Source organism: Micromonospora phaseoli (genome assembly GCF_900109115.1).
Classification (GTDB): Bacteria; Actinomycetota; Actinomycetes; order Mycobacteriales; family Micromonosporaceae; genus Micromonospora; species Micromonospora phaseoli.
The window spans coordinates 565,337-588,614 of record NZ_FNYV01000002.1 but is presented as its reverse complement, the minus strand read 5'-3'; the positions used below and the strand labels follow the sequence as shown (position 1 = coordinate 588,614).

The 23,278-nt window shown below is 72.3% G+C and carries 20 protein-coding genes; 16 read left to right on the top strand and 4 right to left on the bottom strand.

The annotated features are described in order from the left end of the window. Positions 1 to 224: 224 nt before the first annotated feature. The 10 genes from BMY89_RS07405 (at position 225) to BMY89_RS07360 (ending at position 9,768) form a co-directional block, all read left to right on the top strand. Positions 225 to 1,556: an anthranilate synthase component I family protein gene (locus tag BMY89_RS07405; RefSeq protein ID WP_232521109.1), complete on the top strand. Its 1,332-nt coding sequence runs from the start codon at positions 225 to 227 to the stop codon at positions 1,554 to 1,556. Further along, positions 1,553 to 2,137 carry an anthranilate synthase component II gene (locus tag BMY89_RS07400; protein ID WP_092376927.1) on the top strand — a complete coding sequence of 195 codons (585 nt, stop codon included), beginning with the start codon at positions 1,553 to 1,555 and terminating at the stop codon, positions 2,135 to 2,137. The genes BMY89_RS07405 and BMY89_RS07400 overlap by 4 nt, the downstream gene beginning before the upstream one ends. A gap of 132 nt (positions 2,138 to 2,269) precedes the next feature. Beyond that, positions 2,270 to 3,082: a B3/B4 domain-containing protein gene (locus tag BMY89_RS07395; protein WP_092376925.1), complete on the top strand. Its 813-nt coding sequence runs from the start codon at positions 2,270 to 2,272 to the stop codon at positions 3,080 to 3,082. Next, on the top strand, positions 3,079 to 4,314 hold the full coding sequence (locus BMY89_RS07390) for an ATP-grasp domain-containing protein (RefSeq protein ID WP_092376921.1): 1,236 nt from the start codon (positions 3,079 to 3,081) through the stop codon (positions 4,312 to 4,314). The genes BMY89_RS07395 and BMY89_RS07390 overlap by 4 nt, the downstream gene beginning before the upstream one ends. Further along, positions 4,305 to 5,522: an MFS transporter gene (locus tag BMY89_RS07385; protein WP_092376918.1), complete on the top strand. Its 1,218-nt coding sequence runs from the start codon at positions 4,305 to 4,307 to the stop codon at positions 5,520 to 5,522. Before BMY89_RS07390 ends, BMY89_RS07385 begins: the two co-directional genes overlap by 10 nt. A 22-nt stretch (positions 5,523 to 5,544) precedes the next feature. After that, on the top strand, positions 5,545 to 6,849 hold the full coding sequence (locus BMY89_RS07380) for a TrpB-like pyridoxal phosphate-dependent enzyme (RefSeq protein WP_092376915.1): 1,305 nt from the start codon (positions 5,545 to 5,547) through the stop codon (positions 6,847 to 6,849). Between the two features lie 61 nt (positions 6,850 to 6,910). Next, positions 6,911 to 7,609, top strand: coding sequence for a flavodoxin family protein (locus tag BMY89_RS07375; RefSeq protein ID WP_232521108.1), 699 nt, complete (start codon positions 6,911 to 6,913; stop codon positions 7,607 to 7,609). Further along, a complete protein-coding gene (locus BMY89_RS07370; protein ID WP_092376909.1) occupies positions 7,599 to 7,946 on the top strand; it encodes an AraC family ligand binding domain-containing protein in 348 nt (115 codons plus the stop codon). The genes BMY89_RS07375 and BMY89_RS07370 overlap by 11 nt, the downstream gene beginning before the upstream one ends. Beyond that, complete coding sequence (locus BMY89_RS07365) at positions 7,943 to 8,308, top strand: chorismate mutase (protein ID WP_092376906.1); 366 nt, start codon at positions 7,943 to 7,945, stop codon at positions 8,306 to 8,308. The genes BMY89_RS07370 and BMY89_RS07365 overlap by 4 nt, the downstream gene beginning before the upstream one ends. Beyond that, positions 8,308 to 9,768 carry a UbiD family decarboxylase gene (locus tag BMY89_RS07360; protein WP_232521107.1) on the top strand — a complete coding sequence of 487 codons (1,461 nt, stop codon included), beginning with the start codon at positions 8,308 to 8,310 and terminating at the stop codon, positions 9,766 to 9,768. The genes BMY89_RS07365 and BMY89_RS07360 overlap by 1 nt, the downstream gene beginning before the upstream one ends. Here BMY89_RS07360 and pdxR read toward each other — a convergent pair. Both pdxR and BMY89_RS07350 read right to left on the bottom strand, forming a co-directional pair. Then, positions 9,713 to 11,224: a MocR-like pyridoxine biosynthesis transcription factor PdxR gene (pdxR, locus tag BMY89_RS07355; protein ID WP_092376900.1), complete on the bottom strand. Its 1,512-nt coding sequence runs from the start codon at positions 11,222 to 11,224 to the stop codon at positions 9,713 to 9,715. The genes BMY89_RS07360 and pdxR overlap by 56 nt on opposite strands. Beyond that, positions 11,221 to 13,467 carry a hypothetical protein gene (locus BMY89_RS07350; protein WP_092376897.1) on the bottom strand — a complete coding sequence of 749 codons (2,247 nt, stop codon included), beginning with the start codon at positions 13,465 to 13,467 and terminating at the stop codon, positions 11,221 to 11,223. Before BMY89_RS07350 ends, pdxR begins: the two co-directional genes overlap by 4 nt. A gap of 386 nt (positions 13,468 to 13,853) precedes the next feature. On the opposite strand from BMY89_RS07350, the gene BMY89_RS07345 reads away from it, so the two are divergent. The 3 genes from BMY89_RS07345 to BMY89_RS07335 all read left to right on the top strand — a co-directional run bounded on the left by BMY89_RS07345 (position 13,854) and on the right by BMY89_RS07335 (position 17,131). After that, positions 13,854 to 14,981: a sugar ABC transporter substrate-binding protein gene (locus BMY89_RS07345; protein ID WP_232521106.1), complete on the top strand. Its 1,128-nt coding sequence runs from the start codon at positions 13,854 to 13,856 to the stop codon at positions 14,979 to 14,981. A 40-nt stretch (positions 14,982 to 15,021) separates the two neighbouring features. Then, entirely contained in the window at positions 15,022 to 15,822 is an 801-nt protein-coding gene (locus tag BMY89_RS07340; protein WP_092377545.1) for an ATP-binding cassette domain-containing protein, read from the top strand. Positions 15,823 to 15,883: 61 nt separating this feature from the next. Continuing rightward, positions 15,884 to 17,131, top strand: coding sequence for a sugar ABC transporter permease (locus BMY89_RS07335; RefSeq protein WP_232521105.1), 1,248 nt, complete (start codon positions 15,884 to 15,886; stop codon positions 17,129 to 17,131). 102 nt (positions 17,132 to 17,233) lie between these two features. Here the strand turns inward: BMY89_RS07335 and BMY89_RS07330 are convergent, their stop codons facing one another. Both BMY89_RS07330 and BMY89_RS07325 read right to left on the bottom strand, forming a co-directional pair. Next, a complete protein-coding gene (locus tag BMY89_RS07330) occupies positions 17,234 to 18,715 on the bottom strand; it encodes a S1 family peptidase (protein ID WP_170147742.1) in 1,482 nt (493 codons plus the stop codon). Positions 18,716 to 19,007: 292 nt separating this feature from the next. Next, positions 19,008 to 20,339, bottom strand: a complete 1,332-nt coding sequence (locus BMY89_RS07325; protein WP_092376891.1) for an MFS transporter — start codon at positions 20,337 to 20,339, stop codon at positions 19,008 to 19,010. A gap of 70 nt (positions 20,340 to 20,409) precedes the next feature. On the opposite strand from BMY89_RS07325, the gene BMY89_RS07320 reads away from it, so the two are divergent. From BMY89_RS07320 to BMY89_RS07310, 3 genes are read left to right on the top strand one after another with little or no spacing between them, the layout of a single operon-like run. Further along, positions 20,410 to 21,051, top strand: a complete 642-nt coding sequence (locus BMY89_RS07320; RefSeq protein ID WP_092377540.1) for a TetR/AcrR family transcriptional regulator — start codon at positions 20,410 to 20,412, stop codon at positions 21,049 to 21,051. Between the two features lie 56 nt (positions 21,052 to 21,107). Continuing rightward, complete coding sequence (locus BMY89_RS07315; RefSeq protein ID WP_092376888.1) at positions 21,108 to 22,460, top strand: flavin-containing monooxygenase; 1,353 nt, start codon at positions 21,108 to 21,110, stop codon at positions 22,458 to 22,460. Continuing rightward, positions 22,457 to 23,272, top strand: a complete 816-nt coding sequence (locus tag BMY89_RS07310) for an SDR family NAD(P)-dependent oxidoreductase (protein WP_092376884.1) — start codon at positions 22,457 to 22,459, stop codon at positions 23,270 to 23,272. The genes BMY89_RS07315 and BMY89_RS07310 overlap by 4 nt, the downstream gene beginning before the upstream one ends. Positions 23,273 to 23,278: the final 6 nt, after the last annotated feature.

The window sequence follows — 23,278 nt, the reverse complement described above, 5'->3', positions numbered from 1 at the left end:
GTGCGTCGTCGGCCCGGCTGGGTGAGCGTCCCATCTGTTCTCATTCGTCGGTGGAGCAGCCCACGCCTCTGGTGGGCGTGATTCCGGTTAATGTGACAGCAGTCACACTGTCGTCAATCGATCCCTTGTCGCTCTACACGGCTTTGTCCGAGAATCGCTTTCAGGATGACATTTATCTGTTTGAAAGCCTGGACGGGCCGGCCCGCGACCGGCGTGCCGCCGCAGTGGGTTGGGGGCGGCTGGCCGAGCTGCGAATCATCGCCGACCGGCTCGAACTGACCGCCGACGGGGCGCTCGGCGAGGCCCTCGCCGCGGTCCTCTCGGCCGTGCTGGGCGAGCCGCTGAAGCGCCGCGCCGACCAGCGCGTCTGGCGGGTTGCCGGCCCGCCCGAGTTGTGGGCCGCCGTGCGCGCCGTTCAGCGCGCCTTCGCGGTGCAGACCGCCGCTGACGCCGACAGCTTCGCCTTCGGCTTCCTCACCACGCTTGCCTACGAGGCCGCGCGCGACATGGATGAGCTCACCGTCGAGCGGGTGGTCGACGACGTCCCACGCTGCACGCTGACGCTGTTCCGGCACACCGTCTGGTGGGACCTGCGGGCCGGCACCGTGCACCAGCTCACCAGCACCGGCCCGCACCTGCCGGACGAGCCGGTGCCGCCGGTGGCCGAACTGGTCGCCGGGCTCCCCGGAGATCACCGCGAGGTACCGGATGCCCCGCCGCCCGCCCTGGTCCGCGACAACGTGGACGAGGAGACCTTCGCCGCCCGGGTGAAGCAGTGCCTGCGGCACATCGAGGTCGGGGACAGCTACCAGATCCAGATCGGCCATCGGATCGAGGTCGAGAGCGACCTCACGCCGTTGCAGGTCTACCGGCGGTTGCGGCACCGCAGCCCGTCGCCGTACATGTACCTGGCGCCCTGGGCCGGGCGCATGGTCATCGGGGCGAGTCCGGAGCTGTTCCTCCGTATCGACGACGGCCGGATCTCGATGCGTCCGATCGCCGGCACCGCGCCCCGGTCCGCAGACCCGGAGACCGACCGGCAGCGGGTGGCGGACCTGCTGGCCAGCGAGAAGGAGCGGGCGGAGCACGTCATGCTCGTCGACCTGTGCCGCAACGACATCGGCCGGGTCTGTGCGCCGGGCACCCTCAGCGTCGACACGATGCTTGATCCCGAGCCCTTCGCCTACGTGCACCATCTGGTCTCCACCGTCTCCGGCCGGCTCGCCACCGGTACCGACGTGTGGGCGGCGATCTGCGCGGCCTTTCCGGCCGGCACCATGACCGGCGCACCCAAGCTGCGCGCCATGGAGATCATCGACGGGTTGGAGGACGAGCCTCGCGGGGTCTACGCCGGATCCACCGGCCTGGTCGACGTGCGCGGCTTCGCGGTCCTCGCGCTCTGCATCCGCACCGTCGTGCGGGACGGCCGCCGCTACCACACGCAGGCCTCCGCCGGGGTGGTCGCCGACTCCACGCCCCGGGCGGAGTGGCGGGAGACCCTGGCCAAGATGAGCGCGAGCTACTGGGCGCTGACCGGTGAGGAGTTGCTGCCGTGAGGGTCCTGCTCGTCGACGCGTACGACAGCTTCACCCACATCATCGACCAGTACCTGCGTACCCTCGGCGCGCAGACCGTGGTGGTCCGGTCCCGGAGCCGGACCAGCGACCAACTCGCCGCGCTGCGGCCGGACGCGGTGGTCCTCGGCCCCGGACCGGGGCATCCCGCCGCGTCCGGGCACGTCCAACTGGTGCACGCCTTCGCCGGCCGGATCCCGCTGCTCGGCGTCTGCCTGGGCCACCAGGCCATCGGTCTGGCCTACGGCGGCACCGTCGCGGTCGCCCGGCATCTCATGCACGGCAAGACCAGCGTGATCTCCCACGACGGGCGCGGCGTCTTCATCGGGGCGCCGACCTCGCTGACGGTCACCCGCTACCACTCGCTCATCGTCGCCGATCCCGTGCCGCCGGTGCTGGAGGTCACCGCGCGCTCATCCGACGACGGCTACGTGATGGGGGTACGCCACCGCCGCCTGCCGGTCGAGGGGGTCCAGTTCCATCCGGAGAGTGTGCTGACCGAGGAGGGCTTTCGGCTGTTCGACAACTTCCTGCGCGGCGCACCCACCGCGCTGCCGGCCTGATGGCGGAGCGGGCCGTGTCGGCCGCTCCTGCGGATTGGACCTACCGGATCCCCCCGGAATTGGTCACAACCGGTGCCCGGCCCGCTGCCTACAGTCGACCCGATCTCCTGACCCGACTCCACGAGGACCACGATGAGCCAGCTTAGAGACGGTGCGGACGCCCTTGAGGTCCGCGTCGACGACCGGGTGCTGACGGCCGTGCCGGACTACGTGCTCGGCCTGATCGCCGTACCGGTGGTGGCGGTCGCGCCGGCGGATCCGGGCGTGTCGGCGCTGCTGACCGCGGCCGAGAACGCGATGCACGGCGCCGGCCTGGACAAGGCGGGCGTGGCGGAGGTGCCGCAGATCGCCGGGTGGCGGGCGGCGTACCGGGCGGTCGGGGTGAACCCGAACCGGTTCCCGTGCGCCGCCGAGTCGATCGCCCGCCGGGTGGCCCGAGGGGACCGCCTGCCGAGGATCAACTCGCTGGTCGACCTCTGCAACGCGATCTCGCTCGGCGTCGCCATGCCGGTGGCCTCGTGCGCCGTGGCCGGCCTCACCGACCTCGTCGTGCGGCCTGCCGACGGGACCGAGACCTACCTGCCGCTCGGCGAGCCGGATGCGCCGGAGCGGCCGGAGCCCGGCGAGGTGATCTACGCCGACTCTGCCGGCCGGGCCCACTCGCGACGCTGGAACTGGCGTCAGGGCCATCTGGTCCGCACCGACCTCGGCCGACACCGGCTGCTGCTCACCATCGAGGCGGCCCACCCGGGCGGCCGGGGGGACGTCGAGATCGCGATGGCCCTGCTCGGTTCCGCGCTGGAAGACCTGATCGGCGGGCCGCACTGCGCCTCCTCGGCGGTGCTTGACGCCGGCACGACGAGGGTGGTCCTGTCCCCGGCCGACGCGCCCGGCGGCGACGGCGTGCCCAGCCCCGCTGCCAGCCACGGGGGTGGCCGCCGATGACCCGCGCGATTCTCGTCGTCTACCGGCCCGCGGCCGGTCGTTACGCCGCCCAGTTCCGCAGCGTGGTGGCGGCGGCCACCGGGCTCGGGGTGCGTGTGGTGGTGCTGCTGCCGGCCGGGCAGCCGGCCGCCGAGGCCGCCGGCCTGCCCTGCTACCAGGCGGACCTCGACGACCGGGAGGCCGTCCGGTCCGCGGTCCGGGAGATCGTCGCCGGGTACCCGGTGGAAAGGATCTTCCCGCTCTTCGAGGGCGACGTGCTGACCGCGGCGTTCTGTCGGCGGGACCACGACATCCCGGGACTCGATCCGGAGCAGGCGCTGACCTTCCGGGACAAGAACGTCATGCACCGCCGCGCCACCGAGCTGGGCGTGGCGGTCGCCCGCTCCTGCCGCCCCGACACCCGGGGCGCGGTCGAGGAGTTCGCCGCCGAGACGGGCTGGCCGGTGGTGATCAAGCCGTACGCCGGCTGGGCCTGCGGCGACACCTACCGGGTCGACTCGGCCGAGGAGCTGGCCCGGATCTGGCCGCTGTTCGCCGACAGCCGGCACGACTACCGGGTCGAGGAGTACGTCCGAGGCGTCGAGTACCACGTCGACTCGCTGCTGCGAGACGGCGAGACGGTCTTCGAGCAGCTCTCCCGCTACACGTACTCGATCCTGGAGTTCCGCGACGAGCCGGGCGGCACGATCTCCCGCAAACATCATCTGACCTCGGCCGAGCGGCACGTCCTGGCCGCGAACGCCACCCTGCTGCGGGGCTTCGGGATGCGCACCGGCGTCGCGCACGTGGAGTTCTTCCTGCGCGACGACGGCGAGGTGCTGTTCGGCGAGGCCGCCGCACGGGCCGGTGGCGGCTCCATCGTTCCGGCCATCGCGGCCGGGCGGGGGATCAACCTGGCGGGTGAATGGTGCCGCCTGGAACTCGACCCGGGTCACCTGCCCGCCGCCACGCTGGGCCCGGAGATCGGCACCGAATACCTCTGCTCCGATCGGTTCGGCCGGATCACGGCGATCACCAGCGCGGACGAGCTGCGGGCGCTCGACTCGGTGCTCGACGCGGATGTGTGGAAGAGCGTCGGGGACGTGCTGGCCCCACCGACCGCCTCCAACGACGTCCTTGGCTGGTACGTCTGCGAGGGCCGTGACTTCGACGAGGTGCGCGCCCGGTTCAAGGCCATCCGGGACACCTTCGAGGTGCGCACCGAGCCGGTGGAGGGCACGCCATGTGGGTGAGCCGCTTCCGAGCCCTGCCCCGACCGCTGCGGATGCTCGTCCTCGCCTCCTTCATCAACCGGGCCGGGATGTTCGTCTTCCCGCTGCTGGCGGTCTATCTGGTGCAGAGTCGACAGCTGAGCGTCGGGGAGGCCGGCGCGCTGATCTCCGTGGGCAGCACCGGTCTGCTGGCCGGTAGCCTGCTCAGCGCCGCGGTCTGCGCCCGAGCGGGCCGCCGCGCGGCGCTGGTGTCCAGCCTGCTGCTCAACGCGCTCGGCTACCTCGGCCTGGCCGTGTTCGACGGGCCACCGTGGACGTACGCGGTGCTGCTGTTCGTCGCGCTCGTCGGGATGGGGATGTTCGCGCCGGCGGCCAACACCCTCATCGCCGACCTGACCGAGCCGGAGCAGCGGCCCTTCGCGTACACCGTCAGCTATATCGCCAACAACCTCGGCATGGGCGTCGGTCCGCTGCTCGGCGGCCTGGCGGCGGCCTACTCGTACCACCTGATGTTCGCCGGGAACATCCTGCTCGGTGTCCTCGCGGCGATCACCATCCGGCTCTGCGTACCGGCGGACACCCGGCGCCCGGCGGCGACCGCCCGCACCACCGGCGGGCGGACCGGCCTGCGGCGGGACCTCGACGTGGCCGTGGTCGTGGTGGTGTCGTTCTGCTACGTCGCGCCGCTTATCGGCCTGGAGTACACGCTGCCCCTGGCGGTCACCGGCGTGCTGGCGTCGTCGGTCGCGGTGGTCGGTGCGGTCTACACGATCAACAGCCTGGTGGTGGTGGCCGCCGGCATCCTGATCGAGCGGCGGATCAAGGCGTACCAGACCAGGACGCTGCTGATCGTCGCCGGCCTGCTCTGGTCGGCCGGAATGGCCATCCTGGTCTTTGCCTTCTCGCTGCCGGCCGTGCTGCTCTCCACGGTGGTGTGGACCCTGGGGGAGATCATCGCCTCGGTGGTGGTGCCCACCTACATCGCCGACCACGTCGAGCCCGACCGGGTCAGCGCCTTCATGGCCCTCAACGGCTTCGTGCTCAGTGCGGCCCGCCTGGTCGTGCCGATGGGCCTGGGCCTGGTCTGGCAGACCCAGGGACATCAGCCCGTGCTCTACCTGCTGTTGCTGACCCCGGTGGTCGGCGTCGCCGCGTTCGCAGTGCTGCGGGTACGGCCGCCGACCCCGACCCAGCCCGCCCCCACGGAGCTGGCCACCACCCGTCCCTGACCACCTTCGAACCGGAGCGGCCATGACCGTCACGAAGTTCGTCCTGCCGGAGAGCGACACCCCGACGACCTGGTACAACGTGGTCCCAGACCTGCCCAAGGGGCTGCCCCCGATGCTCCACCCGGGCACCCGCGAACCGATCACCCCGGCCGATCTCGAACCGCTCTTCGCCGCCGGCCTCATCGAGCAGGAGTTCTCCACCCAGCGGGACGTGGAGATCCCCGGCCCGGTGCTGGACATCTACCGGCAGTGGCGGCCCAGCCCGCTCATCCGGGCCCACCGCCTCGAACGCAGCCTGGGCACCCCGGCCCGGATCTACTTCAAGTACGAAGGGGTGAGCCCGGCCGGCAGCCACAAGCCGAACACCGCCGTCCCGCAGGCCTACTACAGCAAGCAGGACGGCGTACGTCGGCTGACCACCGAGACCGGCGCCGGTCAGTGGGGCAGTTCGCTGTCGATGGCGTGCGCGTACTTCGACCTCGACTGCGAGGTCTTCATGGTGCGGGTCAGCTACGACCAGAAGCCGTACCGGCGAGGGCTGATGGAGACGTTCGGCGCCTCGGTCACCGCGAGCCCCAGCGAGCGTACGGCGGCTGGCCGGGCGGCCCTCGCCGCCGACCCGAACTCCACCGGCAGCCTCGGACTGGCCATCTCCGAGGCGGTGGAGGCGGCGCTGAACAGCGGCGGCGAGGCCCGGTACGCCCTCGGCTCGGTGCTCAACCTGGTGCTGATGCACCAGACGATCATCGGCCAGGAGGCGCTGCTCCAGCTGGCGATGGCCGACGACTACCCGGATGTGGTGATCGGCGCGGCCGGCGGTGGCTCCAACTTCGCCGGTCTGGCGCTGCCGCTGCTGCGCCGGCAGTTCGAGGGTGGGCCGAGCGTGCGGTTCATCGCGGTGGAACCGGCGTCCTGCCCGTCGCTGACCCAGGGCAGCTACGACTACGACTTCGGGGACACCGCCGGCCTGACCCCGCTGACCAAGATGCACACCCTGGGCCACGATTTCCGGCCGCCCGCGATCCACGCCGGCGGGCTGCGCTATCACGGCATGGCACCGATCGTCAGCGCGCTGCGGGAGATCGACCTGGTCGAGGCGCGGGCGGTGACGCAGACGGCCTGCTTCGAGGCCGGGGTGCTCTTCGCCCGCAGTGAGGGGATCGTGCCCGCGCCGGAGTCCACGCACGCCGTCCGGGTGGCGGTGGACGAGGCGATGCGCTGCCGGGAGACCGGTGAGTCGAAGGCGATCGTCTTCTCCCTCTCCGGGCACGGCCACTTCGACATGCAGGCCTACATCGACTACTTCGCCGGGAAGCTGACGGACTGAACTCGGGCGGCCGGGCCGCGGTGTGGCGCCCCGGCCGCCCGACAAGTGTTCGGGGGTACGAGTGCACAGCGAAGCAGCCACCATTCTGGCCATCAACGGCTCCGAACGGGCCGGCGGCAACACCGACCTCGCCATCGAGTACGCCGGACGCCTGATCTCCGCACGCGGCGCCACCCTGCGCACCATCCGGCTGCGCGAACACCAGATCTCGCCGTGCAGCCCGTGCGGCGACTGCAACAGCCGTACCACGCTCTGTCAGCTCGACGACGACGTGCCCGCCCTGGTGGAGCAGATGATCCACGCCGACGGGCTGATCTACGCCGCGCCGGTGCACGCCTTCGGCCTGGCCCATCTCATGCAGGTCTTCATCGAGCGGGCGGGGGTGGGGTATCTGCGCTTCAACCGGCCGCTGGCCGACAAGGTCGGCGGCGTCATCGTCACCGGCCGCCGGTACAGCGACTCCTCGGTGCACAACCAGATCGTCAACAACCTGTTGCTCAACCGGATGATCCTGGTCGGCAGCGGCTTTCCCGTGCTGCTGCGCAACGCCACCGGCAAACCCGGCCTCGCCGACACCGAGGGCGTGGACGCGTTGGAACGGATGGTCAACCGGATGCTCGACATGGTGCACCTGCTCAGACAGCACCAGCGGGTCACCGGCGGCAGCGTCCTGCCGCAGTTGGACCGCAACGAACGCGTTCCGCGCCCCCGCCCGGGCGGATTCGTCCCGACCAGAGGAGATATCGAGAATGTCCACTGAACAGGCCACCGCGCCGGTCGGCATCGACTTTCCGGCAGCTGAATGGGAGAAGTGGGAGAAGCCGGGCGCCGAGGGGCGCGTCAAGATCGCGTACGTCGGTGGGCAGCGGCTGCGCCTGCTCGAACTGCCCGCCGGCTTCGACGAGCATCACTGGTGCCTGCGGGGACACACCGGCTACGTGCTCCAGGGCGAGTTCACCATCCACTTCCGGGACCGCTCGGTGCCCTGCCGGCCGGGCATGGGTTTCGTCATCCCCGACGACGAGGAACACCGTTCCCAGGGCAGCAACGCCGAGCCCACCGTCGTCTTCGTGATCGACGAGGTCGCCCAGCCATGAGCCAGCAACAAGGAGATGCGACGCCGGCCGGCTCCACCCCGGCCGGCGCCGCCGCCGGTGCGGCCCGGATCGCCGAACTGCGTACCACCATCGACGAGATCGACCAGCGGATCGTCGGGTTGCTGGCGGAGCGTACCCGGGTGGTGCGCGAGCTGACCGTGCACAAGACCGACGAGCCGACCGTCCGCTCCCCGGACCGGGTACGGCAGGTCCTGGGGCGGGTGCACGACCTCGCCGTCGGGCACGACATGCCTCCCGAGGTGGCGGTCGCCACCTACCGCGCGCTGATCGATGAGCTGACCCGGATGCAGCTGCACATGCTGGCCGACCGCAGCGCCGCAGCCGCGCCGAAGGGGCAGTGATGGCCGGCCGCGCGCCAACCGACCTGCGACACGCCCTGGCCTGCCTCGACCCGCTGCCGGGCGAGCTGGTCCGGGTCACCGAGGAGTTGCCGGCGCGGTACGGCGTCTCCGCCCACTACGCCCGCTGGGCGGGGGCGCCCGCCGCCCCACCGACCGGCCCCGGGCCGGCGGTGCTCTTCGACCGGGTACGCCCCGACCACGGTCCCACCCGGGCCGTGCTGATGGGCCTGTACGGCACCCGCCGCCGGGCCGCCGGTCTGCTCGGCTGCACCCCGGCCGAGCTGCCGCACCGGTTGCTCGCGGCAGTCCGGTCGCCACACCCGCCGGTGCCCGCCGCCGACCCGGCCGGCTGGCCGCGCGAGACGCTGCCGCTGGACCTCACCGCCCTGCCGGTGCCGGTGCTCACCGACGAGGACGCGGGGCCTTACCTGACCCTCGGCGCGGTGCTCGCCACCGATCCGGAGACCGGGGTACGCAACCTCTCCGTGCACCGGATGTGCGTGCAGGGACCGGACACGCTCACCATCTGGATGGTTCCCGGGCGGGATCTCGAACTCGCGTACCGGGCCGCCCTGCGTCGGGGCGCTCCGCTGCCCGTGGCGATCCATCTCGGGCTCGGCCCGGCGGTGCTGCTCTCCTCCTGCTGCCCGACCGCGCTGGTGCCGCCCAGCATCGACGAGCTGGCGGTGGCCGGTGCCCTGGCCGGGCAGCCGGTGGAGCTGCTGCGGTGCCGCACGGTGGACGCCGAGTTCATCGCGCACGCCGAGTACGTCATCGAGGGTGAACTGCTGGCCGACACGGCGCCGGAGAGCCGGCACGGCACCGTGGCCACCCCGGAGTTCCTCGGCTACCAGGGCCGGGCACACCCGTCGCTGCCCCTGGTGCGGGTCACCGCGATCACCGCGCGGGAACGGCCGATCCTGCAGGCCGTCTCCGGCCCGGGGCACGAGCAGTCGGTGCTGCTCGGCTTCGGCATGGAGGCGGCCGTGCTGGATCTGCTGGAGCGCCGGGGCACGCCGGCGAGGGCCGTGCACTGCCACACCGCCGGGGGCGGCCAGCTGATGGTGGTGCTCCAGTGGCCGGCGAAGCGCGGCCCGCAGGACGACGCCACGGTACGCGCCGCCGCCGAGGCGGTGCTGACGGAGTTCCGCATGGCCAAGCTGGTGCTCTGCGTCGACGAGGACGTCGACGTCGAGTCCGACCAGGACCTGTGGTGGGCGATGGCCACCCGGTTCCAGGCCGACCTGGACATGGTCGTGCTGTCCGACCGGGAGGGCTTCGCCCTCGACCCGAGCCAGCACACCGGCTACTCCCGAGCCCTCTCCGCCGACGGGCGGACCGCCAAGGCGGTCTTCGACTGCACCGTCCCGTACGCGCAGCGCGCCCGGTTCCGGCGGCCCCGGTTCACCGAGGTGACAGCTCCCGCACCGCGGCGGCCAGCAGCGCCACTCCCTCGGTGATCCGGGTGGTGGACAGGGCCGCGTACCCGATCAGGAAGGTCGGCTCCACCGGCGGCCGGACGGCGAAGTAGCCCGAGGCCGGGTAGATCCGCAGGCCGCGCACGGCCGCGGCGCGCACGATCTCCGCCTCGTCCGTGCCGGGCAGGTCGGTCAGGGACACCAGCACGTGCAGCCCGGCCGCCGCGCCGGAGATCCGCACGCCCGCGCCGAAGTGCCCGTAGAGCGCCTCCAACAGCCGGGCCCGGCGCTTCCGGTACAGGCGGTCCATCCGGCCGATGTGTCGGGCGTACGCGCCCGAGTCGATGAACTCGGCCAGCGCCTGCTGGGTCACCGTCGGCGTCAGCCGGTCGGTGATCCACTTCACGCCGAGGAACGGCCGGACCAGGTGCGGCGGCAGCACCGCGTACCCGATGCGCAGCGACGGGAAGAGCGTCTTGCTGAAGCTGCCCACGTAGACCACGTCCGCGTCCTGCGGGTCGGCGGCCAACGCCGACAGTCGCTCCGGGCCGAAGCTGAACTCGTTGTGGTAGTCGTCCTCCAGCACCGTGGCGCCCTGCGCGCGGGCCCAGCGCAGCAGCGCCCGCCGCCGCCGCTGCGACATGACGAACCCGGTGGGGAACTGGTGCGACGGCGTGACGTAGACCAGCCGTACCCGCGCCGGATGGTGGCCGTGCGCGCGTACCCGGTCGCTGATCTCGTCGACCAGCAGCCCCTCCTCGTCCACCGGCACCGGCACCACCGCCGCCCGGGAGTAGCCGAAGATCTGCCGCAGCACCGTGTGGCTGGGATCCTCGATCACCACCACCTCGTCCGGACCGACGAGCAGCCGGACCAGGATGTCCATAGCCTGGGTGGCTCCGCTGGTCACCACGGTCTGCTCCGGTGCCGCGGCGAACGCCCGGCTGCGCCGCAGCAGCGCGGCGATCTGGGCGCGCAGCTCCGGAGCACCCTCGGCCGGCCCGTAGCCCAGGGCGGCGGTGTCGGCGCGGCTCACCGCCTCCGCCAGCGACTGCCGCCACCGGGTGACCGGGAAGCTGGCCAACGCCGGGGTGCCGTGCCGGAAGTCGTACGCCGTGTGTGGTCGTTGCATCGGCGCCGGCTCCCATGGCTTCCACAGCGGGCTGCCGGCGTCGGTGGGCAGCGGCGGCTCCGGTCGCAGCGGCGCCCGGACGGCCGGGCCTGTCTCGCGTCGCGCCTCGGGCAGGTGGCCACTGACCCGGGTGCCGGACCCGGGCCGTGAGGTCAGCACCCCGTTGGCGCGCAGCAGCTCGTATGCCCGGGTAACCACGGTGCGGGAGACCCCGAGCTGGTGCGCCAGTTCCCGGCTGGGTGGCACCGGGTCGCCGGGGCACAGCCGGCCGGCCCGCACGGACCCGCTGATCTGCTCGCAGAGCTGCTGCTGCAGCGGCACCGGACTGTCACGGTCCAGCACGACGAGAAGCTGGGACGAACTCACCCGCGTATGATCCCCCGATCTTTGGTCGGCTCGCGAAGTCGCTCGATCAGATCCTGCGTCGCCTCGGTGTACGACCTGTCGGACTCGCAGGGCCAGTGTCCCTTGATCGGTGGCGGGACGCTGTCACCGGGCGGGGCGACCAGGCCGCTGGGGTCCCGGAGCCGGCGGTCGACCCCCGCCGTCGGGCCGGTGGCGGGGGGCGCGTCGGGTTGGTGGGGGGAGAAGATCCAGCCCCCGATGGGGTCGGTGTCGCGCCACAGGTTCAACCATCGCCAGCCGACCCGGCTCCCCACCTCGTGCAGCATGTCGTCGTCGACGTAGGCGGGGAAGAGGCGAGCGTAGAACCGGCGCAATGGCGAGTTGTAGGTGAGTAGGGCGACTCGCCCGCTGACGTGGGGCGGCAGTTGCAGGACGGTGGCGGCGAGCAGTACCGAACCCTGGCTGTACCCGGCGACCAGGACCGCGCTGCCGCCCTCGACCAGGTAGGTGATGCGTCGTGCCAGTTCCGGGACGGCCCGTTCGGCGTAGCAGGGCGGCGCGAAGGGATGGGCGGCGCGTGGCCAGAAGGTGGCCAGGTCCCAGAGAACGCCGACGTGACGCCGGAACCAGAGGCTCCGGTAGGCGAAGATTCCGCCGATGACCAGGCCGAGTACGGTCGCCGAGATCACGTAGCTGCCGAGCCCGATGCCGAACTCGACCAGGCCGGCGGGCACCCGGGCGTACCGCTGGATGACGTCGCCGGGATCCACCCCCAGCAGGTCTATCGCGGTGGTCAGCGCGCCGAGTCCGCCGAGACTGGCGTAGAGCACCGCCAGCGGCAACAGCCGGTCGGAGAACCGGGCCCGGACGATCGCCTGCCGCACCTGCCGTAGCCGGGGCGCGGCCTCGCTGGGCGGGTCCGGGAAGTCGCGCTCGACGATCGCGGCCGCCGCGCGGGAGCGGCTGCGTCGGGAGAGCAGGGTCGTCAGGCCGGCGATGACCAGCGTGATCAGCACCGCCCGGAAGAAGCCGTAGATAGCCCAGGTGTACGCCGGCGGCGGGTGGGGGATCGCGTCCGCTGCGGCTGGTACGTCGCGGTCCAGGAGGTCGGCCACCCGGCGGACGACCTCTGCGGAGAATGCCACCGCGAGACCCGCGCCCGCGGTCGCGGCCGCCAGCGCGCCGAGCCCGTGCAGCGGCGGATCCGGCCGGCGACCTCGGCGCCACAGCAGCACGGCGGCCAGGGCGGCCAGCAGCCCGGCGTGGGCGACGAACAGCCAGGTGAGGGTGGAGCCGTAACCGGGCAGGCCATCCCCTTCCCGCCACCCGGTGGGCATGGCCAGGACATTGGTGAGCACCACGACGGTGAGACCGATCGCGATCGTGCGCAGCGTGCGGGCGGCACCGTCGAGTCGCCGGTCCGCGGGGGCCCGCTCGATCAGTGCGGGAGTGCAGAGCAGGGTCACACAGGTGGCGAGGACCGCCCCCGTCGCTACCGCCAACACGACGGTGGTGGTGGCGGCGCCCTGCGCGGCCTGGGCGGCGAGCAGGCTGCCGTCGAGTGTCGCGAACGCCGCGGCGACGTGGACGGAGCGCAACCGCCCCATCAACGGCTCGGCATCCCATCGGCCGACATCGCTGAGCGGGTGCCCGGACCCTTGCTCCTCCGGCGGGCGGAACGCCTGGAAAGACCGCCCCGGGCGGGTGCTGGCCCACCAGATCAGGCCGATGGCGGCGGCCGGGACCAGCGCGAGCACCGCGAGCCGCAAACCGGTTGGACGTCCACCCAGCCAGGACAGCCAGGTACGGCCGGACAGGCAAGCCGAGGAGGACATGCACTGCCAGGCGACCAGGTCGAGGGCGACCCCGACGGCGGCCAGCACGTACAACGCGGTCAGGGTGAGGCCCAGCACCCGGCACAGGGATCTGACCAGCGCGTCGGAGGCCGGATTGCCGGGACGCATCCAGACCGCCACGTTGAGCAGCATGAACGGCAGCAGGAACACCAGCGACAGGGTGCGGACCACGGTGCCGGAGGGCAGATCACTCCACCGGTACGCCTCCAGGGTGACCCCGCCCGCCCGGCCGTCATCGCAGCAACTGGGCCGCGGGCGGTAGAAGCCCGCGCTGCGGTCTCCGGCGACCTGCACGAGCGGCGGGTCCAACACCTGCCCGACGCCGGGGGCGGAAACCCCGTGCACCCGCAGTTCCACCACGTCACCGGGCATCGCCGGCCCGCTTGCCTCCGATGATCCAGCCGACATCGGCCCTCCGGGACATTTCTGCGGCTCCGCCACCGGTGGAGAGGCTGAGGGACGGTCCCCGCAGCGGCGTGGCAGCCGGGTGTACCCCACCCGGGGGGATCCACGCCCGGGCGGCGGGAGCGGGCTGCCCACGGTGACCACCGCGCCGTGCGGACCGACGACAGCGCCGGCCTGTCCGGCGCACGGCGACCCGGCGACCCACCGCGGCCGGCAGGCGCGGACCGGGCGCTGACGGGCGGCGGTGACCGCACCCGCGGTGATGAGAAGAATTCGGGAATTTGCCGCACTTGCCCATCAACTGGGTGAAGCTGGCGGGGAGGTTGGCCGCGCAGGGGGCGGCGAGACGCGTCGGCGGCCGTCGCCCCGATCCAGAAGGGTGGTGGCGGATGGTGTCCAAGCATCCCGGAACCGCGACGGCAGTCGGCGTTCTGATGGCGATCTGCCTGGTGGTGACCGGCTGTGGGCAGCAGGAGGACGACGGCGGCGACGAGCAGCAGCCGGGCGGCACGGAGAGCACCGCGAACGGTTTCAAGATCGGTCTGTTGCTGCCGGAGTCGAAGACCACCCGGTACGAGACGTTCGACCGGCCGCTGATTCAGGAGCAGCTCTCGCAGCTCTGCAGCAAGTGTGAGGTGCTCTACCAGAACGCCGACCAGGACCCGGCCAAACAGCAGTCCCAGGCCGAGGCGATGCTGACCCAGGGCGTCAAGGTGATGATCCTGGATCCGGTGGACGCCAGGGCGGCGGGTGCGATCGTCAACAACGCGAGATCACAGAACGTCCCGGTGGTCTCGTACGACCGGCTGGCCGAGGGGCCGATCTCGTACTACGTGTCGTACGACAACCGCAAGGTGGGCGAGGTGCAGGGCCAGGCGTTGTTGGACGCGTTGAGCCAGGACGGCCAGGACCCCAAGCGCGGCGACATCGTCATGATCAATGGATCGCCGACGGATCCGAACGCGGCGGACTTCAAGGCCGGGGCGCACTCCGTTCTCGACGGCAAGGTCAACATCGGCCAGGAGTACGACACGCCGGACTGGTCGCCGGACCGGGCCCAGCAGCAGATGGAACAGGCCATCACCGCGCTCGGCCGGGAGCGGATCATCGGCGTGTACGCCGCCAACGACGGCACCGCCGGCGGCGCGATCGCCGCGATGAAGGGCAGTGGCTTCCCGAGCCCGCTGCCACCGGTCACCGGCCAGGACGCCGAACTCGCCGGTATCCAGCGCATCGTCTCCGGGGAGCAGTACATGACGGTCTACAAGGCGATCAGACCGGAGGCGGAGGTCGCCGCCGCGATGGCGGTCGCCGCGGCCACCGGTCAGCAGTACACGGGCCGGCCGACCGAACAGCGCGACAACGGCACCACGGACGTCCCCTCGGTGCTGCTCGAACCGGTCGTGGTCACCCGCGACAACATCGAGGACACGGTCATCCAGGACGGCTTCTACACTCCTGCGCAGATCTGCTCCGGAGCCTTCGCCGAGCCGTGCGCAGCGGCCGGCATCTCCTGAGCGGATCGGTGCGGTGGCAGACGACACTCCGGTGCTCGCGATGTCGGGCATCTCGAAGCGGTTCGGCGCGGTGCAGGCGCTCTCCGACGTTTCGCTGGAGGTCCGTTCCGGCGAGGTGGTGGCGCTGGTCGGGGACAACGGGGCGGGCAAGTCGACCCTCATCAAGGTGATCGCCGGGGTCAACCCCGCAGACACCGGCGAGATCAGCTGGCAGGGGCGCCGGGTGCAGATCGGGCGTCCCGCCGACGCGAGCACCCTCGGCATCGCCACCGTCTACCAGGATCTCGCGCTCTGCGACAACCTCGACGTGGTCGCCAACCTCTACCTCGGTCGGGAACTGACCCGGACCGGGGTGCTCGACGAGATCGGCATGGAGCGGCGCGCCCGCGAACTGCTCACCAGCCTGTCGGTCAAGATCCCCTCGGTGCGGATCGCGGTGGCGGCGCTCTCCGGTGGCCAGCGGCAGTCGGTGGCGATCGCCCGCTCGCTGCTCGGCGAACCGAAGCTGGTGCTGCTCGACGAACCTACCGCCGCCCTCGGTGTCGCGCAGACCGCCGAGGTGCTCGACCTGATCGAACGGCTCCGCAAGCGCGGCCTCGGGGTGCTGCTCATCAGCCACAACCTGGCCGACGTCAAGGCGGTCGCGGATCGGGTGGTGGTGCTGCGGCTGGGGCGTACCGCCGGCGTGTTCGACCCGGATCGGACCAGCCAGGAGGAGATCGTCCAGGCGATCACCGGGGCGCTCGACAACGCCGTGAGCCGGCGGCGGGCCCGGGACGCGCCGCCGGATGGCGGCGATGGGGGCTCGGCGCGCCAGGCGACACCGCGAGACCAGTTGTGAGCAGCCGCCCGAGGTCGGCCCGTGCCGGCACGGCCCATCAGCAGCCCGAGGGGGTCTCCCGTTGAGTACCTCGACGACCAGCCCCGAACCACCGGCCGGGGACAGCATCCAGACCGGTCCCGGCGGCGACGGTCGACTCTCACCGCTGACCGCGATGCGGCGTCGGCTACGTACCGGCGAGTTGGGTGCCTGGCCGGTCATCATCGGACTGATCGTGATCTGGGTGGTCTTCCAGTCGCTCAACGACCGGTTCCTGAGCCCCCAGAACCTCTCCAACCTCACCCTCCAGATCGTCGCCACCGGCACCATCAGCGTCGGCGTGGTGCTGGTACTGCTGCTCGGTGAGATCGACCTCTCGGTCGGCTCGGTGGCCGGCGTGGCCGCCGCCGCGCTGGCCGTGCTGACCGTGCGCCACGGGTGGGGGGATGTCGCGGCGATCGTCGCGGCGCTCCTGCTCGGCGCGGCGATCGGCGCCGTCCAGGGCACGGTCTTCGCCCGGCTCGGGGTGCCCGCCTTCGTGGTGACACTCGCCGGCAACATCGGCTGGCAGGGCCTCCAGCTCTATCTGCTCAAGCCCGAAGGCACCATCAACCTGCCGTACACCGGCTTCATCGGCGAGGTCACCCACGTCAACCTCGGCAGGGGCACGGGCTGGCTGATCGGCGTGCTCGCCGTGCTGGCGTACGCGGCGGCGGTGCTGGTCGACCGCCGCCGCCGCACCGCCGCCGGGCTGCCCACCCGCAGCCTCACCGGGTCACTCCTGCGGGTGGCCGGCCTGGCCGTGCTGGTGGCGGTCACCGTCGCGGTGCTCAACGCCTGGCAGGGCGTACCGGCGGCGCTGCTCATCCTGCTCTTCCTGGTGGTGGTCATGGACCTGGTGCTGCGCCGCACCCGGTACGGGCGGAGCATCTTCGCCGTCGGCGGCAACGTCGAAGCCGCCCGGCGGGCCGGGATCAACGTCGCGCTGATCCGCATCTCCGTCTTCGCGCTCACCTCCATGCTGGCCGCCCTGGGCGGCATCCTGACCGCCTCGCGTGGGTACGCCGCCGGACAGTCGACCGGTGCCGCGGACACCCTGCTGGTGGCCATCGCCGCCGCGGTGATCGGCGGGGTCAGCCTCTTCGGCGGTCGCGGCTCGACCTACGGCGCCCTGCTCGGCAGCCTGGTGCTCGGTTCGATCACCTCCGGCATGTTCCTGTTGCAGCTCGACTCGTCGGTCCGCTTCATGATCACCGCAGCCGTGCTCCTCGCCGCGGTCATCCTCGACTCGTTGTCCCGCCGGGGCCGACGCTCAAGCGGTCGCGCCTGACGCCGGGTCGGGGTCGCACCGCCTACTGATCGCGTCAGCGGACGTGGTGAACGGCGGGGTACGGACCGGAATCCGTACCCCGCCGCCGTCGTGCCGAGCGGATCAGGGGTTGGTGATGCCCAGCGAGTAGCTGCCGGAGCCGCTGTACGCGTGCACCTCGAAGCGGTAGTAGCCCGCCGTGCCGTTGTAGGTCAGCGACTCGTCAGGTCCGGCGCCGTACGAGCCGGCCACGTCGACCCACGCGGAACCGCTCCACTTCTGCAGGTAGAGGTCGAAGTCGACCCCTGTGGGCCCGTCGAGGCAGCCGCGGTGGGTACCCGAGGAGGACGAGTAGTAGTAGCTGCCGTTGGGCTGGTACCGGCTCTGGCCGGAGGAGATGCTGCCGGTGTAGGTCGACTCGTAGCCGCTGCACCCGGTGGGCGGCGGCGGCTCGTTGCCTCCACCACTGGTGCGCAGCGTCAGGCCGTACGCCGAGAGGATCTCGTTGACCGGCTGGAAGTAGGTGGTCCCGCCGGACGAGCAGTTGCCGGAGCCGCCGGAGGTCACGCCCTGCGCCTGCTGGCCGGCCAGCCACGAACCGCCCGAGTCGCCCGGCTCGGCACAGGCATTGGTACGGGTCAGCCCGCTGACCGAGCCCTCGGCGTAGTTGACGGTCTGGTTCTTGGCCTGGATGGTGCCGCACCGCCAACCGGTGGTCGAGCCGGAGCGGCAGACCGCCGCGCCGACGGCGGCCTCGGTGGAGCCCGCCACGGTGACGTTGCCGCCGGAGTAGTTGTTCACCCACGGCTGCGGGGTCCAGTTCGAGTTGGTCTGGACCCAGCCGTAGTCGTTTCCGGGGAACGACGAGCCGCGGAAGGTGCCCTGGGAGACCTGGTTGTAGCCCTGGGTGGCGGTGCCGGTGCGGCCGCAGTGCCCGGCGGTGACGAAGCCACCGGTCACCGAGAAGCCGACCGAGCAGCGCCCACCCATGTAGTAGGCGTCGCCGCCGCGGACGTCGTAGAGCGGCTGCGGGGACTCGGTGGTGGTGACCACCCGGACCGCGGCGGGGTCGACCCGGCTCGCCCGGACGAACGCCGAGGCGGCGGCGGTACCGCCGTTCGCGAGCACGACGACGGTGTTGGTGGTGACGTCGACGTACCAGCCGGGGACCGAGGCGGCCGGCGCCTTGGTGGCGTGGCGGTCCAGGGTCGCCTTGACCCGGTCGAGTTCGGCGCCGCTGCGACCGACGATCGTCGCTCGCGCGCCGGCGGCCTCGACCCGGTTGGCCGCGGCCTTCGCGGTGACGGCGACGACCAGGCCGTCGGCGGTCATCCAGCCGCCGGCGTACGACGAGCCCAGCGACCGGCGCAGGCTGGCGTCCGTCCGGGTGCCCTTGTCGTCCCGGGCGATCCGGGTCCGGGCCTGGGTGGCGTTCAGGCCGAGGTCGCGCTGCATCGCGGTGAGCATTTCCGGCGATGCGGCCGCCGCGGTGGCGGTGGCGGCGGGGGTGGCTGGCGGGGCCGCGGCGGCGGGGGTTGCCGCAACGGCGATGGCACCGACGGGCAGCAGGACAACTGCTGCCGCGAGGGTGAGACTTCGTCTCATCACTGCCTCCTGAGCAATGGCGGCGGCGCGGAAACGGGGGTGCGCCGCGGGCGGAGCGGGGACGTCCCGCTGCGCCGTGCCCTCGGAGCTCGGGGTTGGGCGGCGACGCCGCGGGTGCCGGTTCCCCTGACCTGGCCGCTGCCACAGCCGCTCGTTGTCTCGGTTCGGGCGCCGGCCAAACCAGGTGGACCAACGTCAACCTAACCGGACTTCATAGAAAAAGATCTATATCAGTTGCCTCATACCAAGGTGGTCCGGCCTCCGCTTCACCCGCACCCGTGGCCGGATGGGCTCAACGCAGCGTGCGGTCCAACGTGTACTTGCGTTGCAGCAGCATCGCCCCGACCATCAGGGCCGCCGGGACGAGCCCGAATCCGAGCCGGATCATCGTGTGCGCGGACTCCGGCTGCACGACCTGGGTGTCCGCGGTGCTGGCGAGGAATCCGCCGATGGCCAGGCAGGCGGAGTAGACATAGGGGCCGAGCGCGCCCCCGGTGGCCTCGGCCGCGGTCCACACGCCGGTGTACGTGCCGGCCCTGGTGGTGCCGTCGGCGCCGCCGGTCCGGATGACGTCCGGGACCATCGAGAACGGCAGCAGCTGCATGGCGGCGAAAGCGACGCCGAGCACCGCGACCGCGCCGATCAGCACGGGCAGGCCGACGGCGTTGCCGAGCGCCAGCACGAGCGAACCGAGCACGAAGGCACCCTGCGCGACGAGCAGCCCGGGCTGCTTGCCGATGCGACGGGCGACGACGACCCACATCGGGGTGGCGACCAGCGCCGGTGCGACGAACGCGGCGACCAGCACGGTGGTCAGGCCGGGGCGGCCGAGTTCGTACGTGGCGAAGTAGGGCACCGCCGCCAGCACCAGGTGGGTGGTGGTCGACATGGCCAGGTAGGAGCCGACCAGCCAGCGGAACTGCGGGTCGCGCAGCGCGACGAGCAGGGTACGCAGACCGGCCGGGCCGTGCCCGGCCGAGGTGACCGGGGTCGGTGCGGCGGTGGTCAGGCGCCGGGTGCCGCCGACGCCGAGCAGCATGGTGGCCAGCATCGAGGCGCCGAGCAGGAGCCCCATGAGGGCGTAGCCGCCGCGAGTGGGTTCCTCCCGGCCGGTGAGGATCGGCGCGAGTACGCCGCTGAGCAGGATACCGACGGTGAGCAGCACCATCCGGAAGCCCATCAGCCGGGTGCGCTCGTGGTAGCCGATCGCGAGGTCGGCGGGGGTGGCCAGGTATGGCACCTGGTACGCCGCGAACAGCAGGTTGCCCGCGATGAACGCGACGGCCACCCAGGCCGCCGCCGCAGTGCCGGTGAGCCCGCCCGGCACCAGGAACAGTGCGGCGAAGGCGAGCGGTAGTGCGCAGCCGGCCTTCATGAGCAGCCGGCGGTGGCCGCGTCGGGCCAGGTCGGTGTCGGACAGGTGCCCGATCCACGGGTGCAGCAGCACGTCGGCGATCTTCGGCAGCAGCAGGACGAGGCCGGCGACCAGCGGCGCCACGGCCAGCACGTCGGTGAGGAAGAAGAGCAGCAGCAGGCCCGGCACGGTGACCCAGGTGCCCATGCCCAGTGAACCGCCGGCGAAGGCCAGCATGCCGCCGCGGGGCAGCCGCGCCGTCTCGTCCATGCCGTCTCCTCGCCACGCCGCCCGGGAGCGTTATCCAACGTGCGCTGGATAGTAGGGCACGATGGAGCGCATGACCACACCCCGACGGGGGCCGGGTCGCCCCCGGCGTGCCGAGCAGCGCCACACCGCCGATCTGATCGTCGACACCGCGGCGGGCCTGTTCGCGCGGCGCGGCTTCGACGCGGTCGGCATGCGCGAGATCGCCGCGGCCTGCGGCGTGGACGTCGCCACCGTGCACCACCACGTGGGCACCAAGGCGGCGCTGTACGAGTCCTGTTTCGCGCGGGTGTTCGCCGCGGAGAGCGAGGCGTTGGCCCGGGCCGTGGCCGCTGCCCGGCAGGGTCTGGCCGCCGGGCCGGATGCGGCAATGGCCGCGCTGCACGAACTTGTCGACGTGTTCGTCGACTTCCTGGAGGACCACCCGGAGACCACCGGCCTGTGGCTGCGGCGCTGGCTCGAACCGGAGCGGCACGCCGACCTCGACGAGCGTTACTCGGCCCCGCTCTACCGGGCCGTCGAGCAGGTGTTGACCGAGGCCGACGCGGCCGGGGTGCTCAGCGAGCCCCAGCCCCACCTGGCCGTACGCAGCCTGGTCTGGTCCGTCCATGCTCACGTCGTCAATCTGCTCGCCGGCTCCGACGGGGCCCGGCACCGCCGGGAGTTCCGTGCCTTCGCCCACCGTTGGCTCGACCGCATGTACGCCCGCCCTTGACGTGGGCCCAGGTCGGGCGCAATATCCACCAGACGTTGGATTTTCTGGAGGGGTGCATGGAGCCACGCGTCGCCGTGATCGGCGCCGGCCCGGCCGGGCTGGCCACGCTCAAGGCGCTGGCCGACCGGGGGGTGCCCGCCGTCGGCTTCGACGCCGCAGCACAGGTCGGCGGCCTGTGGGTGTACGGCGCGCCGCACTCCTCGGCGTACCGCACCCTGCACCTGAACACCTCGCGGACCCGCACCGAGTTCGCGGACCTGCCCATGCCCGCCGACTGGCCGGACTATCCCGACCACACCCGCATCGCCGGCTACCTGCACGAATACGCCCAGCGCTTCGGGTTGCTGGACGCGGTACGGCTGCGGCACACGGTCACCCGGGTCGCCCGCGACGGCACCCGCTGGCGCGTCAGCGCGGCCGGCCCCCACGGCGTGACCACCGCACACGTCGAGGCGGTCGTCGTCGCCAACGGCCACAACAGCCGGCCCCGGCTCCCCGCACCCGCCCACCCGGGTCGACTCACCGCCGAACAGCTGCACAGTCACGACTACCGCGACCCCGAGCAGCTCGCCGGGCGGCGGGTGCTGGTCGTCGGTGGTGGCAACTCGGCCATGGACATCGCCGTCGACGCCTCCCACGTCGCGGCCAGCACCCTGCTGTCGCTGCGTCGCGGGGTGTGGATCGTGCCCAAACATCTGCTCGGCCGGCCGTCGGACACCCTCAACGGCGCGCTGGCCACGCGCCTGCCGTGGCGGCTGCGCCAGCACCTCAGCCAGACCATGCTGCGGCTGTCCGTCGGCCGTCCCGAGAAGTACGGCCTGCCCGCGCCGCGACACGGCTTCCTCCAGGACCATCCCACCCTGTCGGACTCGCTGCTCTCCCGGATCAGTCACGGCGAGATCGGCGTACGACCCGCCATCGAACGCCTCGACGGCGACCGCGTCCACTTCGTCGACGGTGCCACCGACGAGGTCGACCTCCTCGTCTGGTGCACCGGGTACGACATCGACCTGCCGTTTCTCGACCCGGCGCTCCTCGGCGACGGCGCCGACCGGCTGCCCCTGTACCGGCACGTCTTCCACCAGCAGGCGCCGGGCCTGATGTTCGTCGGACTGATGCAGTCCACCGGCTCGGCACTGCCGGTGGTCGAGGCGCAGGCCCGGCTCGTCGCCGCGCACCTGGCCGGCGAGTACGCGCTGCCCACCCCCACCGAGCAGGCCGCCGATATCGCCGCCGAGCTGCGCACCGCCCGCGCCCGCTGGGGGGACCGCCGCCCCGCCATGCGCATCGACTTCGACGCCTACCTCGCACTCGCGGCGAAGGAGTTGTCCGACGGCGCGGCCCGGGCCCGCCGTGGCCGGGGCGTGCGCTGGCACCGCACCGAGAACGTCCAGGAGAGCCCGCGATGACCACCCTCGACGGCCGGCGCGTCATCGTCACCGGCGCCAACGGCACCTTCGGTCGGCTGCTGTGCGCGCGGTTGGCGCTGGCCGGCGCGGGTGTCGTCGGTCTCGACCTGCGCACCGAGGGCGCCGGTGCGACCCCGGTGATCGCCTGCGACCTCACCGACGCCGCCGCCGTACCCACCGCGGTCGGGCAGGCGATCGAGACCCTCGGCGGCCTCGATCTGCTGGTCAACAACGCCGGTGTCGGCGGACCCGCCCCGGCCGAACTGCCACCCGGTGACCCTGCCCGCCGGCAGCTGGAGGTCAACCTGATGGCGGCCTGGCACACCACCGCCGCGGCCGTCCCGGCCCTGGAACGCAGCCACGGCCGGATCGTCTTCGTCTCCAGCCGGATGGCCCTGCTCCCGCTCCCACTGGCCGCCGGGTACGGGGTCAGCAAGCGCGCGCTGGTCGCGTACGCCGACGCGCTGCGCCTGGAGGTCGGCACCCACATCGGGGTCAGCGTGGTCTACCCGAGCATGGTCGCGTCGCCGATCCACGACGCCTCGGCCGCAGCGGGTCTCTCCCTGGAGGGCGTCGCCCGCTACGAGCCCGCCGAGGGTGTGGTCGACGCGATCCTGCGCGCGGCGACCGCCCGCCGGGCCCCGCGCGAGGTGGCCACCACCGGCCGTGGTCGCTTCGAGCTGTTCCTCGCCCGGCACCTGCCGTCGGTCGCGGACGCGCTCGTGCGCCGCACCATCGCCGGGCGGATCGCCGCCGGAGACCTCGACCAGGCCCCGCTGGCCGAGGGAATGCGCCGCCGCGCGGGCCGCTGACCGACC